Below are 13,730 nucleotides of genomic sequence, written 5' to 3' on the forward strand. Positions count from 1 at the left end.
GACGGGCGCCGGGTGCAGGGGAGTTTACGGGACAGCCCTTAGCTGTCCCTGGATGAGTTCCTGGGCAGTGCAGAGGCAGAGAAGAAGAAGCCGCGGGAGCGCTGTTCGGTTCTGAACTGCGCGCGGATGCGGAGTAGCTCCGGTGGACCGGACTTTCCTCTACCGGCACTGTGACCTGCGGAGCGAAGTCCACATCGCGGAGCGGGCCCCCGCCGCAGATGCGGTCGGTGGGGCCGGGGTCTCACGGGCCTCGCTGATGGCCGACCTGGCTGCGGCGAACGAGCGCAATTGCCCGGCTGGCCGGTCGCATCACCTTGCTGGAGGGCCGACTGTCGCAGCTCATTGGCGAGCAGGTCTTCGCTGAGGCTGGACTCGGTGCCCCCGAGAGTACGGAGAAACTGCAGCAGCGGATCGTCCAGCTCGAACAGGACAATGCCGATGCGAAGCTGAAGCTGGACGAAGCTCTGGAGGACCTGGAGGCCTCGCGGGCAGCCAACCGCGAGTTGACCCGGGCGTTGAATCAGCCGGGTTGCGCGTGACCAGACCGCGACTGTCCCAGCGGCGTGAAGGGCGATCGCTTCGCGTGGACGACGCCCTGGCCCCCTACGGGGGTAGGGGGCCGGTTTGGCACTGTGGTGTGACGCGGTGGATGGAGCCTTGGTTCTAACTTTCTGGTCGTCGGCAGCGAGTCGGCCGGACAGTGAAGGAAAAGGCAATGCCATTCAGGGCTTCGCAACGCATCGGCAAGGCTTCCGAGCCCGGTTCAGCGTTCATTCGTCCGGGATTCGCGCGGCGGGTCGGGTACGCGGCAGTGCTGCTTCCGGCCTCGGTCGCTACGGTCGGTGCGGTTGCGGTCGGGCGTTCGGACAGGGCGTGTATGTGGTGGGCCCGGGCCGGTGAGCAGGGCTTGGCAACGCAGACGCCGAGTGGGCGACCTGGCGCGGCGCGTCTGCTGGCACATGCCATGTTGTGCGTGCCGCTCGGGCTGCTGGCGCTGATCCCCGTGGGCGTCGAGATCTTGTTCGTTTTTCGCGGGGTCCTCTACCCGCTGGTCGACCGGGGCCCTTACAACCACTCCTGGGGTGGTCCGAGCGTCGGTGGGGCCTGGCTGGCGCACTTCGGCGTCGGCGTGCCGTTAGCGGTTGCCGGGGTGGGCGCCCTGTGGCTGTTGGGTCGCCTGCACTCCCGCCTGGCGGGCTGGATGTGGGGCCGCAAGGTCGGGCTCGGACCCTTCATCACCACGGCGGCGGCCTCCGTCGGCGGGGTCGCGTTGGTCATCGCCTGGATTCACCAGTTGTGAGGCCGGACATATCATGTCCCTCGATGAAGATCCACATTCCTGACCTCCGGCGCCGGTCCCTGCTGGCCTTCTGCCGGCAGGCAGTGTGGGACGACCTGGCCCGGCCGTCGGTGTCTGTCCCGGGCGGCCGGCGGGGACTTCGAATGCTGTGGATCCTGGCCGTTGGGGTCTGCTTCATCGGAGCTTTGGACCTGGAGCAGCATTACAACCTCGGCTACGGCCCGGCGATGGCATTGACCGTCGCCCGGGCCGCCCCGGTCGTCCTCGCGCCCAGTCGGCCCCGGACCGCCTGGTGGACGGAGCTGACGGCGGCGGTTGCGACGGCAGCGCTGAGCCGACCCCACTCCAGTTCCGAACCGTGGCCATGGGCCGTGACCTCGCTGCTGACCGTTGCCGTCGTGCTCGCCGTGGTCGGCTTGCGGACATCGCGTCGCGCCACGTTCGCGATGTGGCTTGAGGTGCTGGCTGCCGGGGCACTGTTCATCGCGCTGGTCCCGACCCACGACGGGTGGATCGCACTGCTCCCGATGAGCGTGTTCCTCGCGGTTGCGGCGGTCACAGCTGATGCCGTTCGCGGCCGTGGCGAGGCCGAGGCCCGGCTCGCCACCGCCGAGCAGATCAGTGTCGCCGAGCAGGCGCGGGCGACACTCCTGGCAGAGCGCGCACGCATCGCCAGGGAACTGCACGACGTTGTCGCGCACCACATGTCGGTGATCACCGTCCAGGCCGACAGCGCGCCGTACCGGATACCCGATGTCCCCGCGGCCGCCACCGAGGAGTTCGCGGCCATCGCCACCCAGGCGCGACGGTCCCTGGCTGAGATGCGACGTCTGCTTCACGTGTTGCGCAGCGAGGAGTCACCCGACGGTGAGCACACCCCGCAGCCCGGTCTGCCCGATCTCCCCACTCTCATCGAGACGACCGCCCGCGCGGGCATCGACACCCGTCTGGTCGTGGCTGATGATGTGCCGACCGGTGCTGAACTCCCTGCCGTCGTAGGGCTGTCCGCCTACCGCCTGGTCCAGGAAGCGTTGAGCAACGTAGTGCGCCATGCTCCAGGCGCCCGCGCGCACGTCAGCGTCGACTACGTCGACGGCGCTGTACGGATCGGCGTGGTCAACTCCGGCGCGACCGGAGCCCAGCACCCCGTGGAGACCCGGGCGGGCGGACACGGCCTGGTCGGGATGCGGGAACGCGTCGCCATGCTCGACGGCGAGCTGACCGCCCAGGCTCTTCCCGACGGCGGCTTCCACGTCACCGCCGTCCTTCCCCTGTCGGGAACACCATGACCATCAAGGTTCTCGTTGTAGACGACCAGGCCATGATTCGCGCGGGCTTCGCCGCATTGCTGAACGCCCAGCCCGACATCGAGGTGGTTGCCGAGGCAGCCAACGGTCAGGCGGGCGTCGAGTTCGCCCATCGCTCACGACCCGACGTCGTGCTCATGGATGTGCGCATGCCGGTCCTGGGCGGCCTGGAGGCAACCCGGCACCTGATGAACCCGACACGCGGCGTGGAGCACCGGCCTCGGGTGCTGATGCTCACGACCTTCGATATCGACGACTACGTCTACGAGGCGCTGGCCGCCGGGGCCAGCGGCTTCTTGCTCAAGGATGCCCCGCCCGGCGATCTGATCGCAGCGGTGCGGGTCGTCGCGGCCGGCGACGCGCTCCTCGCGCCGTCGGTCACCCGGCGGTTGATCGAAGGCTTCGTCCGCTGCCGCCCGCGCGCGCTCCCGGCCTCGACCCGGCTCAACGGGCTGACTCCGCGGGAGACCGAGGTCCTCGTCCTGGTCGCCCGCGGTCGATCGAACACCGAGATCGCGGCAGACCTGTTCCTGGCTGAGCAGACCGTCAAGACGCACGTCAGCCGAATCTTCGAAAAACTCTCGCTGCGAGACCGAGCCCAGGCCGTCGTTTTCGCCTACGAAAGCGGCCTGATCAAGCCCGGCGAGGCTGACTGAGCCCGGATCGCACCGGCTTGATTCCCGAGTGATCCTTTCGCTCCTTCGCGGTGGGATTCGCGCCGGTGACCAGGCGAGCACCTGCTCGACGGTGCCGGCGGTGACGCCGGGCAGCTGGTCACGCCCGCCCGAAACTCGGATGCACGGCCCGCACACCCGCCCGTAGGCTGCGCCCACGACAAGGGCGAGACGCCGTACAGAGCGTCAGCGGATCGGAGACGCACGGGGTATGACCAGTCAGCTGTTCGCGATCTGCTTCAACGCCACCAGGCCCTCGGACCTGGCGCGGTTCTGGTCCGGAGTCCTCGGTTGGGAGTTGGCCGACGGCCCGGACGACGACATCGCGATCCTGCCCCCCGATCCCGCCGGATTCCGCGTCCTCTTCCTGCCGAGCCAGGAACCGAAGACGGGACAGAACCGGGCGCACTTCGACCTCACGAGCACCTCCCCGGAGGACCAGCGGCGGACGGTTGCCAGGGCTCTGGAACTGGGCGGGAAGCACATCGACGTGGGCCAACTCCCGGAAGAGGGACACGTGGTGCTCGCCGACCCGGACGGCAACGAGTTCTGCGTCATCGAGGCGGGCAACAACTTCCTCGCCGACACCGGCACCATCGGAGCGCTGGCCTGCGACGGTACGCAGGAGGTCGGATACTTCTGGAGCGAGGCGCTGCGGTGGCCGCTGGTCTGGGACCAGGACCAGGAGACAGCGATCCAATCGCCGAACGGCGGTACGAAGATCACATGGGGCGGTCCCCCTGTAGCGCCCAAGTCGGGCACGAACAGGCTGCACTTCGAGCTGGCGCTCCCCGCCGGTGCCGACGGGGAGGCCGAGATCGACCGCCTGATCTCGCTCGGAGCGAAGCGCACCGACATCGGCGAGGCCGGCGAGGGCCGTCTGCAGCTCCTCGACCCCGACGGCAACGAGTTCTCCGTCCGCATCCCCCGATAGCGGCCCTCGCCGGGCTCGCACATCCGTTTGGTCGCAGGTGGCCGGGTAACTAGCACCTGCAAGCCTGCGCCGCGGCGAAAAACTGCGCCGCGGCGCCGAGCGGACACGGATGACAGGGGGCCGGGCGATGACCGTGGCGAGACAGCAGGGCGGCGGGGGCGGTTCCAGCGGCCTGTACGACGTTCTGGAACTCATACTCGACCGTGGGCTGGTGATCGACGCGTACGTGCGGGTCTCCCTCATCGGCATCGAGATACTCAAGATCGATGTACGGATCGTGGTCGCCAGCGTCGACACCTACCTTCGCTTCGCCGAAGCGTGCAACCGCCTCGACCTGGAGGCGGGACCGCGCAAGCCCGCCGGGCTCACGGACCTCACGGGCCGACTCACCGAGTCCGGTGCCCACGGCAAGGTCAAGGGAGCCCTGTCCGGCGCCGCCGAGGCGATCTCCGACGCCTTCCACCAGGCTCGCGACGAAAGCCGGGAACGCTGAGCCGGATCGCGTCCGGGCGGCCCCTGTGGAGGCGAGCCGGCTCCACAGGGACCGCCTGATGAACACGGACGTGACGGGTACCGGCCGGGCGGCCCGACCGTCGTGCGCCCGCTCTCGCCGCGTTCGGCCCCTTCAGCGGCGGGCGGGTCCGCGGGCGCTCGACTCCTCGCCGTGCTCGCTCAGGAGTTGACGATGCGACGCACGTTGTCGACCGAGCCGCAGCCGGACTTCAGCTGACGCTCGCGCTCCTCCCAGAACGCCGCTCCCAGCTCCTCCCGCCGCCCCATCGCCACGTTCTCCCGCGCACCGTTGAGGATGGTGCGCTCCTCCTCGTCGGCATGATGGGTGACGGCCTCCACCAGCTCCTCGAGTTTGGAGTCCCACTCCTCGGAGCCGACCTCCTCCACCTCCAGGAGCTCCAGGAGGGCCTTGTTGCCCTCGTCGTGCTCGTGCTCGCCGTGCTCGACCTCTTCGTCGTCGATGTTCTTGTACCGCTTGAGGGCCGGATAGACCTCGGCCTCTTCCGCCACCGCGTGGGCGATCAGCAGGTCCGCGAACTCCTGAAGGGCCGAGGCCCGGTCGGCTTCGACACTGCGCATCAGGCGGAACAGGTCCTCGATGCGCCGGTGGTCCTGAAGGATGAGTTCGATGACGTCCTGAGTCTCGGCCATGGCAGGGCACCACTTTCGTACGAACGGTTGAAGTCACTACCGCGTACCCTGACCTCCGGCATTGATGGCTTCCCCGACCTGCGGTCGACAAGCCCCTTCGGCCTCGCCGAAGTATCCACGAGCGCCGCCCCGACCGGCCGGCACCGCCGATGACCGGTGCCGCCGCGATCGGGGCGGTCGTACGTCCGCCGGCCTGACGGCCCGGCCTCACTTCAGGTGCCGGTCCAGGAACCGGCACCCGTCCTCCAGCTCGAACCACGGCGTGCCGGTGTGCCCGCCCGGATTGGCATGCAACGTCTTCTCCTTGCTGCCGAAGGAGTCGAACAGGTCCAGCGCCCGTTGCCGGGGGTTGCCCTCGTCGTCCCACTGCAGCAGGAACAGCAGCGGAATGGTGACCCGCCGGGCCTCCTCACGCTGGGCACGCGGTACGTACCCCCCGGCGAAGAAGCCCGCGGCCGCGATGCGCGGCTCGACCACCGCCAGCCTGATGCCGAGGGCGGCCCACCCTCCGGAGTACCCCACCGGGCCGTCGATCTCGGGCAGCTCGAGAAGGGCGTCCAGAGTGGTCCGCCACTCCGGGACCGCGTTCTCGACCAGCGGGCCGATGAAGGACTCGAAGATCTCGTCGACCGGCTCACCGGCCTGCATCGCCCGCCGCAGGTCGGCGCGGGCCCGCTCGTCGGCGGCGGAACGGGGACGGTCGCCGCACCCGGCGGCGTCGATGGTGGCCACCGCGTAGCCGCGCGCCGCCGTGTACCGGGCTCGGGCCACCAGCCTCGCATCCGCCTTGGGCAGGCCGTTGTTGTGGGCCATCAGGACCAGCGGGGCCGGTGCGGATCCGGGCGTCCACAGGGTGCCGGGGATCTCGCCGAGGGTGAACTCGCGCTCGAAGACGCCGTCGTCGAGACGCTGCTCAGAAGTGAATCGCATGGTCGTACCTTTCGGGAGTGCTCTTGAACGGCGCTCCCGGACGACCTATCGCCCGACCGTGACCCCGGAGGGAAGCACCCATGTCGATACTGCGTTCACGGGTACCACCTCCTCGTTGCTCTCGCACGGCCTACGGAAAGCTAGCAGTGGCCGCCGCAGTTCGCCAACAGCCTTTTTCGCGTCGGCCCCGACCGGACGAACACGGAGCCACTGCGCCGCGAGCGTCAGTGGCTGCTCGTGGTGGTGATGTCGGCGATGTGGTTGTACCGCTCCAGCAGGACGAACAGCTTGGTCTTCTGCGTCGTCGTCCCGCTGCCGTAGGTCAGGGTGACGACGACTTCATGGGCGTGACCCACGGCGCCGTTGTCGGTCACCGTCCACCGGGCCGGGACGTTCTGGGCGCGCAGCACGCCGTCCAGACCGTTCTTCGTCTCCCAGACGGCCAGCCGCTTGGCGAAGTCCGGCGTCAGGTAGTGCTTGCGGAGCGCCGTGGCCAGCGTGGGGTCCGGGTCGGTGTAGTCGCCCTTCGCGTCGATGTACGCGCCGTAGAAGTCGGCGACCCGGGTCACCGCCTGGCCGGTGGTGCCGCTGACCGACTGGGGCGCGGCGGTGGACGCCTTCGCGGCGGCGGGGACGGACACAGGGACGGTCGCGTGGGCCGACACCTGTGTCGACACGCCGAGCGCGACGGCCAGGACCAGCCCGGCGGCGACGGCCGCGCGGCGACCCGGACGGCGGCGAACGGGGGAGGTGGGGTTCATGTGGTCTTCCTTCTCTGATCTGTCGTGTGTGCTCTGGGCCCACTCGGGCAGGCGGGTGCATCGCTGCACAGGCACGGGCGGGTGTCGTCGCGGTCTGCTGCCGAGGCGGTCGTTCTCGCCTCGGCCGGCCGGACACCCAGAGCTTCGAGGACGGCAGAGGCCCCGCACAACACCGGCCGCCCCCTCTCCCACGGTGGAACCGTCCCACCCCGATCGACCTGCGGAAACGAGGGTCCCTGGGATGCCCTGGGACACGTCTCGGGGACGGCGGAGGCGGCGTCCCCGAGACGGAGTGCGGGAGGTGGCACCGAACTGAAGGCACGCCCCGTCGCGGACGGGCCCCAGGCGCACCATGGTCAGACTGCTCGACGAGGCGGTGAGGGTGGCTGCAGGACGGCGTCGGCTCGGCTGATGATCTGACGGAGTTCGCGGGCGCTTCGGCGGGGGAGGGCCTGCATCACGGTGTCGAGGAGGGCGCGGGCTTGGAGGGGATCACCGCAGCAGTCGTCATGCGCGTCGCCCCACTCGTAGTCGTGCCACAGCTGACGTTCGGGGCGGTGGACGTAGTCCTTCCACCGGCGCACGGCTGCGCTGACGTGTCCTGACTGCAGGTAGTTGCGGGTGTGCTCGAGGCGGGAGATGTCACGTAGCGCGCGTGCGGACAGACCGTCGATCGCTGGCTCCGCGCCTCTTGTCCGGCGGCTGCGGAAGCTGCCGGCCCGGATGCGCCCCGGCCGTCTACGAGGCATGGACCTTTCGGTTCGTAGTCATGCCGGCATGCTCCCACGGTCTCGGACGATGCCGCGATCGGATTTTCCCTCACCTGCCTCTGCGAACCCACCCTCTGGGCCGGCGGCGCGCAGACCGTCCGTGACCCCGGGCCCGTGACCCAAGCGCCGCGGACGGCGACCGACAACGGGCATGCGTACAGCCGGCCGGTTGCGTTCCGCATAGGTCCGCCTTGCCCTGCCCATGTCAGGTACTCAGGAAGGCAGTTGGACCGTCGCATGATCGGATGGCGGGTCCTGGTCGGTACCGGACGCGGTGTTCTTCCTGGCCCGCATGTCGGTGACGGCGTACGGCAGAGCGGGAAGGAGAAGTACCGGAGCCGCCCACAGCGGCACGGTGAACAACGTGCCGTCGCCGCCCAGCCATCGGGTGAGCAGTGCTGCGGGTAAGCCGACGACGAGGGCGACCGCGAGGCTGCGGCCGATTCCCAGACTGCCGCGCCTCAGTTCCCAGACGATCGTGACCGCTGCGGCGACGGTCCAAAAGGTGATGTCGTCGACGCTCACGGCCCGGTGAGTGGTCCATCGGAGAAGGCATGTGGCCAGTAGCAACCAGCCGATCATGAAGCAGAGCATCGCCGCCGTGCGCAGCAGCCGGCGGGCGAACGGGGCGCGGGCCCGCGCCCACGAGGCGGCGAATTCGGTGACGTCGTTGCCGACGACGTCTTGAGGTGTGCGGCCTGCGGCGACCGCGTCCTCCAGATGGGCGGAGAGCTCGTCGAGCATCTCCCGGACGGACCTGTCGTCGACGCCCCGGTACTCCCAGTTGCTGCGACAGACGGCGAGTATCTGTTGTTGTGTCATGGTGTGCTGATGGCTCATGGCGCGCTTTCCCCCGTGTTTTCGGTCGCGGTCAGGATCCGCCCGACACGCTGACTGAAGGTGTGCCAAACAGCCCGGCCACTCACCAGTTCGGCATGTCCCGTGTCGGTCAGGCGGTAGTACTTGCGCGGGGCGCCGCCGCTGGCCGACGGGGCACGGTACGAGGAGACGAGCCCCTCCCGCTCCAGCCGCGCGAGCAACGGATAGATACTGCCTTCGCTCACGAGGTCGAGCCCGCTGTCGGCGAGTGCGTCCACGAACTCGAAGCCGTACCGCGGCCGTTCGGAGATCAGCGACAGCAGGCACAGATCGAGCACTCCGCGCAGCAGTTGACTGCGACGCTGGTCACCAGCGGGGGGCGGCCCCTTTGTCATGCGGTGCAAGATAGTCAGCAACTACCGTGCGCCGCAAGATACTTGCAGCGCATGGCCATGAGTGGAGCGACAGCTCCCCTTACGAGGATCCGGTCAGGCCAGGACGACGCGGCGTCGTCGGGTGTGTCCACCGTCCGGAGCTCGTGGTCTCAGTACGGCTACCGCTGCCGCGCAGCTGAGCCTCGGAACCGGCAGGCGGGCTGGATCAGCCGATCGCGTATGTCACCGGGCGGCCCGCCCTGTATCGGTGGGTTCGTCCGCGTCATCCTGCGCGTCGTGCCGGGTCGCGCCCGGCGTGTCCTCGTCACCAGTGGTGGGAAAGATCAGCTTGACGATGAGATGGACCGCTGCCAAGGCTGCCAGCATCAGGGCCCGGTACAGCCACTTCTTGCCGTCCTCCCAGTCACGGGGAGGGCCGTAGAACAGGTACACCATGAAAGCGATGTCGGCCGGCAAGGCGATCCAGCCGAGCGTACGACGTAAACCAGAACTCATACGTTCATGATCACCTGAGCTGCTCCGGCTCCGCAACTTCCGCCTCGGGGAACATCGGTACGGCGGTCGGCGCTGAGAACGATCATGGTGGAGGCTGCGGGTGGCCAGGGGTTACTTGTCTTCGAGGTGCCCCAGCGGGTGGCTGCCTGTGAGGACGGTCTGGGCGTGGTTCCAGTCGGTGTGGTCGATTCCGGTGACGTGTCGCAGGTAGGCGAGGGTGACCTGCTGGACGAGGGCGAGACGGTCGGGGTTCTCGTCGGTGGTCTCGGCTGCTTGGTGGCCGGAGATGCCGCCGAGGAAGTGCTCGCCGCCGCGGACGGTCAAGAGGCTCTTGTCGCCGCGGCTGAGGGTGTAGGGGTCGGTCGTCCAGGCCGGGCCTCGGGTGGTGAGCGGGAGGTCGTCCTTGTCTCCGGCGACGACGAGGCCAGGGGCGGTGATGTGGGAGAAGTCCTGGTCGCGCAGCCAGGGAAGGTTGTCGTGGGCGAAGGGCGTCAGTTCACCGCCCCCTCTACCGGCGGTGGCCAGCTGGATGCTGGCCATGACCCGAGCATCGGACAGGTCCTCGGCGGCGCCGGTCTGCGGGTCTGTCACGCGCAGGCCCACCAGGATGCCGGCGGTCTGGCCGCCGAAGGAGTGCCCGGCGGCGACGATGCGACTGTGGTCGATGCGGCCTTCCAGTCCCGGCACGCTCGCCTCCAGGGTGGCGAGTTCATCGAGGACGCGCCGCATCTCCTGTACGCGGTGGCGCCACATCCGGGGCCGGCGGGGATCGTCGGCGGGTAGGGCGAGCCGTTTGGAGTCCAGGTGGGTGGCCTGGACGACGACGAAGCCGCCGGCGGCCCAGTGATCGACCAGCGGGGCGTAGCCGTCCAGGTTCGAGCCGAAGCCATGGGCGAAGAGCACAACGGGCAGGCTCATGCCGGTAGTGGGGGCGGTGACGCGGACGTGCAGGTCCTCGCCGCGCTGCGGTGCGCTCACCGCGAGCGGCTTGACGGATACCGTCGCGGTGGGGGCAGGGCCGGTGAGGCCGGTGGTGTGGTGGGTGATCATGCGTGTGTCAGCCTTTCAGGCCGTTCGTCAGTTCAATGGGCCCCGACTGGGGATCTGGCAGAGCTTTTCTCCCGCTGGTGGGCGCATGATCTACCGTAAAAGTTGACGTTGACGTGAAGGGCAAGTGTGCGTGGCACATGGCACATGAAGGAGATGGGGCGGGAATGCGGATCGGTGAACTCGCGCGCCGCACGGGTGTCAGCACCCGAGCCCTGCGCTACTACGAGGAACAGAACCTGCTCACCGCCGAGCGCAGTGGCAGCGGCCAGCGCCACTACGCGGAAGACGCCGTCGACCGGATCCGCCTCATCCGCCAGCTGTACGCCGCCGGACTGAGCAGCAAGGCCATCGCCGAGCTGACGCCCTGCGTCATCGACGGCAAGGCCACCCCCGAGCTCCTCCAGCGCCTGGCCGCGGAACGCGACCACCTCGACCGGCGCATCGCAGACCTTGTCCAGGCGCGGGACAAACTGGACTCAGTCATCAGCGGCGCCTCGTCCAACATGCGCACCGGCGCTCCCTGCTCACGGGGCGCCGAAGCATAAAAGGATCGTTGACGACAGGCAGTCAGTGCGTCCAATGAACCCGTGCGAGCCGGGCGTTCGAGGCGGCGCGACAGCAGTCGACCGCCCTCTTTGAGGAGGACCCGGGCATCTCCAGCCGCCGGCACGCCCTCCAGTGCGACCTCCAGGCGGGCTGACCTACGACGGACTGCGCGTCACCGCAGTCCCGGCCCTGCACCGTCAGCTCCTCGCCCGCTGCCGGCCGCTCGACAGCGGCCAAGGCGTCCCGGCTGTTCCGGCCCAGCGCAAGGCCGGCCGCGAGTACGAGAACCGCGTCAGCGCGCTCGCGCCGATCGGACCGTGACCGATCTCAGCGCCAACCGCTGTACAGGACACCGGCCCGGCCCCGGCCGGCCACGCCGCCGAGCTGGATTCTCGGTCGCAAGAAGCCGGCAGCCCGCCAATACCCATGTTGCACAGGTTTGCTGACGTTCCATCAGGCTACTTGACCGGTCGTCGGCCGGGACGGCCCCGGCCGGGAGAGGAGTTCCGATCATGAACCGGATACGTCGCCGGTCGGCCACGGTCCTGGCGTGTGCGACGGCGATGGCCGTCCTGCCCTCGGTCAGCGCGGCGGCGGCGCCCGCTCAGGCCCTGCCATGTGTGCAGAAGGTGGCCGTCGTCAACAACGCGGGCTTCGTCCTGTCCTGGGCCCCCGCCACCCGCGACGGCGAGCATCTGGCCCCGACCGACGACTACCCGATCAACCAGACGAGGACCGTCGACCTGTCCGCCACGTCATTACCGCAGGGGACCGACGTCCGTCCCTACGTCGAGGCGGTGGCCGGCGTCAGCGAGTTCGGCACGTCCTACGTGTCCTACTGCGACAACGGCCAGACGGCCACGTACACCGTCACGGGCACCACGTTCGACTACTCGGTCACCCTGCTGACCTGACCGTCGCCCGCGAAGGCCGACCGCACCTCCGCGCAGGGCGGTTTCGTCCGGGCCGCCGGGCGAACCGGACGAAACCGCCCTGCACGTCAGCGAGCAGCAGGCCCGGCAGGCAGGCGGCACCGCTCCGAGCGCCTCTCAGTGGATGATCACGTTGTTGGTGATGTTCCCGGTGGTGAAACTGAACAGACCGCCGCAGGTGAGCAGGCAAAGGCCGGGAAACCCGGGGGTCGGGGGAGCGGGGGCGGCCGCCACCTGCACGGTGGTCGTGCCGTTGGACGCGTCACAGGCACCGTTGCCGTTGTACACGGCAGTGATGGTGTGCGAACCGGCCGAGCTGAACGACATGGTGTAGTTCGCCTGCCCGTCGATCCCGACAGGAACGGTGTCCAGCAGGTCACCGCCGTCGAAGAAGGACATGCCCAGACCGCCGCTCGGGTCGGATGCGCAGGTGACGCCGGCGGCCAGTTGGACCGGACTGCCGACGGTGGTGGACGCCGGCGCGGCGATGACGCTGGTCGAGGAAGGGGCGGCGGCGGCCGAAGTGGCCGTGGCCAGGACGACCGCGAGTGCCGATGAGGTGACGGCCCATCCGACAGAAGTACGCCTGCGTCTCACGAAGTGCTCCTATGGGTTCGGTTGATCTGCCGTGTCGACGCCCTCACGCTAGTCACGGTCGACGAATCTGCGGTGAAGGCGTTCGCCGGGTGAGCCACTCGGACCAGTCGGAAGAAACGATCGTGTGACAGGTCGGGTAGCGCAGTTGCAAGGACGGATCGCTCACGGGCACTCAGGTCCTCGCCACACACACCCGCACAGGCGACCGAAAGGCCGAGTGGCCCCGCCCCGGTGATGCCGGCCCATTCGTTCTCCAACCCCGAGAGGTACCGCGGTGAGCGGGCATGGGGCACGATGCCGTCATGACGATGCCGCCAGGGATTCGCCCCTACCGCCCGGAGGACCGGCCGGCCCTCGACGACATCTGCATCCGTACGGCCCACGGGGGCCAGGACAGCCGTCCTCATTACGAGGACCCCGGCATCTTCCCGGCCACGTTCGCCGCTCCCTACGTCCACCTGGAGCCGGAGTCGGCCTTCGTGTTGGACGACGGGCACGGCCTGGCCGTCGGCTACATACTCGGCACCGCCGACACGCCACGCTTCGCCGAGACCTTCCGCACCACATGGCTGCCCCTGGTCACCGCCCGGTACCCGGAACCGCCGACACCGACGCGCACCCCGGACGAGGCGATCGCCCACCTGCTGCACACTCCCGAGCGGATGGTCCTCCCCGAAGTGGCCGACCATCCCGCGCATCTGCACATCGACCTGCTGCCGGAATGGCAGGGCCTCGGACACGGACGCCGACTGATGAGGACGTTCTTGCAGGCCCTCCAGGACAGGGGGGTGCCGGCCGTTCATCTCTCCATGGCGACCGCCAACACCCGAGCGAGAGCCTTCTACGACCGCGTGGGCTTCCACGAGATCGACGTGCCCGGCGACGGGTCGGTCACCTACCTCGGGCGCACCACGAAGGAACTGGACCGGTTGTGACCGGTGGAGCGCGCTCCCGCGCCTGACCACGGTCCTGCAAGATGGTTTCGAGGGGTAGTCCGGCATCTCACGGGTACTTGCGTCCGGCGTGCCTCGGCAGACGGGCACCCGCGACAATGGT

General features: G+C 69.0%; 19 protein-coding genes. 10 read left to right on the plus strand and 9 right to left on the minus strand.

Features of this window, described 5'->3' with window-relative positions; genetic code table 11:
• Window positions 1-314 precede the first annotated feature (314 nt).
• From ACIRS4_RS32975 to ACIRS4_RS33000, 6 genes are all read left to right on the plus strand, one after another.
• Window positions 315-539: a hypothetical protein gene (locus ACIRS4_RS32975; protein WP_404203049.1), complete on the plus strand. Its 225-nt coding sequence runs from the start codon at window positions 315-317 to the stop codon at window positions 537-539.
• A 434-nt stretch (window positions 540-973) separates the two neighbouring features.
• Complete coding sequence (locus ACIRS4_RS32980; RefSeq protein ID WP_404203051.1) at window positions 974-1,300, plus strand: hypothetical protein; 327 nt, start codon at window positions 974-976, stop codon at window positions 1,298-1,300.
• A gap of 23 nt (window positions 1,301-1,323) precedes the next feature.
• Complete coding sequence (locus ACIRS4_RS32985; protein ID WP_404203053.1) at window positions 1,324-2,589, plus strand: sensor histidine kinase; 1,266 nt, start codon at window positions 1,324-1,326, stop codon at window positions 2,587-2,589.
• Window positions 2,586-3,263 carry a response regulator gene (locus ACIRS4_RS32990; protein WP_404203055.1) on the plus strand — a complete coding sequence of 226 codons (678 nt, stop codon included), beginning with the start codon at window positions 2,586-2,588 and terminating at the stop codon, window positions 3,261-3,263. Before ACIRS4_RS32985 ends, ACIRS4_RS32990 begins: the two co-directional genes overlap by 4 nt.
• 229 nt (window positions 3,264-3,492) lie before the next feature.
• Window positions 3,493-4,215: a VOC family protein gene (locus ACIRS4_RS32995; protein WP_404203057.1), complete on the plus strand. Its 723-nt coding sequence runs from the start codon at window positions 3,493-3,495 to the stop codon at window positions 4,213-4,215.
• 127 nt (window positions 4,216-4,342) lie between these two features.
• Window positions 4,343-4,708 carry a gas vesicle structural protein GvpA gene (locus ACIRS4_RS33000; protein WP_404203059.1) on the plus strand — a complete coding sequence of 122 codons (366 nt, stop codon included), beginning with the start codon at window positions 4,343-4,345 and terminating at the stop codon, window positions 4,706-4,708.
• A gap of 179 nt (window positions 4,709-4,887) precedes the next feature.
• Here ACIRS4_RS33000 and ACIRS4_RS33005 read toward each other — a convergent pair whose 3' ends face one another.
• From ACIRS4_RS33005 to ACIRS4_RS33040, 8 genes are all read right to left on the minus strand, one after another.
• Window positions 4,888-5,379, minus strand: a complete 492-nt coding sequence (locus ACIRS4_RS33005) for a hemerythrin domain-containing protein (protein ID WP_404203061.1) — start codon at window positions 5,377-5,379, stop codon at window positions 4,888-4,890.
• A gap of 207 nt (window positions 5,380-5,586) precedes the next feature.
• Entirely contained in the window at window positions 5,587-6,309 is a 723-nt protein-coding gene (locus ACIRS4_RS33010; RefSeq protein WP_404203063.1) for a dienelactone hydrolase family protein, read from the minus strand.
• Window positions 6,310-6,533: 224 nt separating this feature from the next.
• Window positions 6,534-7,070: a hypothetical protein gene (locus tag ACIRS4_RS33015; protein WP_404203065.1), complete on the minus strand. Its 537-nt coding sequence runs from the start codon at window positions 7,068-7,070 to the stop codon at window positions 6,534-6,536.
• Window positions 7,071-7,426: 356 nt separating this feature from the next.
• A complete protein-coding gene (locus ACIRS4_RS33020) occupies window positions 7,427-7,819 on the minus strand; it encodes a hypothetical protein (RefSeq protein WP_404203067.1) in 393 nt (130 codons plus the stop codon).
• 234 nt (window positions 7,820-8,053) lie between these two features.
• On the minus strand, window positions 8,054-8,680 hold the full coding sequence (locus ACIRS4_RS33025; RefSeq protein WP_404203069.1) for a hypothetical protein: 627 nt from the start codon (window positions 8,678-8,680) through the stop codon (window positions 8,054-8,056).
• The gene (locus ACIRS4_RS33030) at window positions 8,677-9,054 is read right to left on the minus strand and encodes a PadR family transcriptional regulator (protein WP_404203071.1); all 378 of its coding nucleotides are present in this window, start codon (window positions 9,052-9,054) and stop codon (window positions 8,677-8,679) included. The genes ACIRS4_RS33025 and ACIRS4_RS33030 overlap by 4 nt, the downstream gene beginning before the upstream one ends.
• Window positions 9,055-9,276: 222 nt before the next feature.
• Window positions 9,277-9,549: a hypothetical protein gene (locus ACIRS4_RS33035; RefSeq protein WP_404203073.1), complete on the minus strand. Its 273-nt coding sequence runs from the start codon at window positions 9,547-9,549 to the stop codon at window positions 9,277-9,279.
• Window positions 9,550-9,660: 111 nt separating this feature from the next.
• Window positions 9,661-10,599: an alpha/beta hydrolase family protein gene (locus ACIRS4_RS33040; RefSeq protein WP_404203075.1), complete on the minus strand. Its 939-nt coding sequence runs from the start codon at window positions 10,597-10,599 to the stop codon at window positions 9,661-9,663.
• A gap of 164 nt (window positions 10,600-10,763) precedes the next feature.
• Between ACIRS4_RS33040 and ACIRS4_RS33045 the strand changes: the two genes are divergently transcribed.
• From ACIRS4_RS33045 to ACIRS4_RS33055, 3 genes are all read left to right on the plus strand, one after another.
• Entirely contained in the window at window positions 10,764-11,144 is a 381-nt protein-coding gene (locus tag ACIRS4_RS33045) for a MerR family transcriptional regulator (protein WP_404203077.1), read from the plus strand.
• A gap of 133 nt (window positions 11,145-11,277) precedes the next feature.
• Window positions 11,278-11,466 carry a hypothetical protein gene (locus ACIRS4_RS33050; RefSeq protein WP_404203079.1) on the plus strand — a complete coding sequence of 63 codons (189 nt, stop codon included), beginning with the start codon at window positions 11,278-11,280 and terminating at the stop codon, window positions 11,464-11,466.
• A gap of 191 nt (window positions 11,467-11,657) precedes the next feature.
• The gene (locus ACIRS4_RS33055; RefSeq protein WP_404203081.1) at window positions 11,658-12,059 is read left to right on the plus strand and encodes a hypothetical protein; all 402 of its coding nucleotides are present in this window, start codon (window positions 11,658-11,660) and stop codon (window positions 12,057-12,059) included.
• A gap of 135 nt (window positions 12,060-12,194) precedes the next feature.
• Here ACIRS4_RS33055 and ACIRS4_RS33060 read toward each other — a convergent pair whose 3' ends face one another.
• Entirely contained in the window at window positions 12,195-12,674 is a 480-nt protein-coding gene (locus tag ACIRS4_RS33060) for an Ig-like domain-containing protein (RefSeq protein WP_404203084.1), read from the minus strand.
• 302 nt (window positions 12,675-12,976) lie between these two features.
• On the opposite strand from ACIRS4_RS33060, the gene ACIRS4_RS33065 reads away from it, so the two are divergent.
• Entirely contained in the window at window positions 12,977-13,609 is a 633-nt protein-coding gene (locus ACIRS4_RS33065) for a GNAT family N-acetyltransferase (RefSeq protein ID WP_404203086.1), read from the plus strand.
• The last annotated feature ends 121 nt before the right edge of the window (window positions 13,610-13,730 follow it).

This window comes from Streptomyces sp. NPDC101166 (assembly GCF_044768125.1).
In the GTDB taxonomy this organism is placed as follows: domain Bacteria; phylum Actinomycetota; class Actinomycetes; order Streptomycetales; family Streptomycetaceae; genus Streptomyces.

What these genes read in the sequence shown, in the direction of transcription:
- ACIRS4_RS33000 (WP_404203059.1), top strand. Translation starts at nt 4,343, where the DNA reads ATGACCGTGGCGAGACAGCAGGGCGGCGGGGGCGGTTCCAGCGGCCTG.
- ACIRS4_RS33055 (WP_404203081.1), top strand. Translation starts at nt 11,658, where the DNA reads ATGAACCGGATACGTCGCCGGTCGGCCACGGTCCTGGCGTGTGCGACG.
- ACIRS4_RS33015 (WP_404203065.1), bottom strand. Translation starts at nt 7,070, where the DNA reads ATGAACCCCACCTCCCCCGTTCGCCGCCGTCCGGGTCGCCGCGCGGCC.
- ACIRS4_RS33025 (WP_404203069.1), bottom strand. Translation starts at nt 8,680, where the DNA reads ATGAGCCATCAGCACACCATGACACAACAACAGATACTCGCCGTCTGT.
- ACIRS4_RS32985 (WP_404203053.1), top strand. Translation starts at nt 1,324, where the DNA reads ATGAAGATCCACATTCCTGACCTCCGGCGCCGGTCCCTGCTGGCCTTC.
- ACIRS4_RS33020 (WP_404203067.1), bottom strand. Translation starts at nt 7,819, where the DNA reads ATGCCTCGTAGACGGCCGGGGCGCATCCGGGCCGGCAGCTTCCGCAGC.
- ACIRS4_RS33040 (WP_404203075.1), bottom strand. Translation starts at nt 10,599, where the DNA reads ATGATCACCCACCACACCACCGGCCTCACCGGCCCTGCCCCCACCGCG.
- ACIRS4_RS32995 (WP_404203057.1), top strand. Translation starts at nt 3,493, where the DNA reads ATGACCAGTCAGCTGTTCGCGATCTGCTTCAACGCCACCAGGCCCTCG.
- ACIRS4_RS33045 (WP_404203077.1), top strand. Translation starts at nt 10,764, where the DNA reads ATGCGGATCGGTGAACTCGCGCGCCGCACGGGTGTCAGCACCCGAGCC.
- ACIRS4_RS33005 (WP_404203061.1), bottom strand. Translation starts at nt 5,379, where the DNA reads ATGGCCGAGACTCAGGACGTCATCGAACTCATCCTTCAGGACCACCGG.
- ACIRS4_RS33030 (WP_404203071.1), bottom strand. Translation starts at nt 9,054, where the DNA reads ATGACAAAGGGGCCGCCCCCCGCTGGTGACCAGCGTCGCAGTCAACTG.
- ACIRS4_RS33035 (WP_404203073.1), bottom strand. Translation starts at nt 9,549, where the DNA reads ATGAGTTCTGGTTTACGTCGTACGCTCGGCTGGATCGCCTTGCCGGCC.
- ACIRS4_RS33010 (WP_404203063.1), bottom strand. Translation starts at nt 6,309, where the DNA reads ATGCGATTCACTTCTGAGCAGCGTCTCGACGACGGCGTCTTCGAGCGC.
- ACIRS4_RS32990 (WP_404203055.1), top strand. Translation starts at nt 2,586, where the DNA reads ATGACCATCAAGGTTCTCGTTGTAGACGACCAGGCCATGATTCGCGCG.
- ACIRS4_RS33065 (WP_404203086.1), top strand. Translation starts at nt 12,977, where the DNA reads ATGACGATGCCGCCAGGGATTCGCCCCTACCGCCCGGAGGACCGGCCG.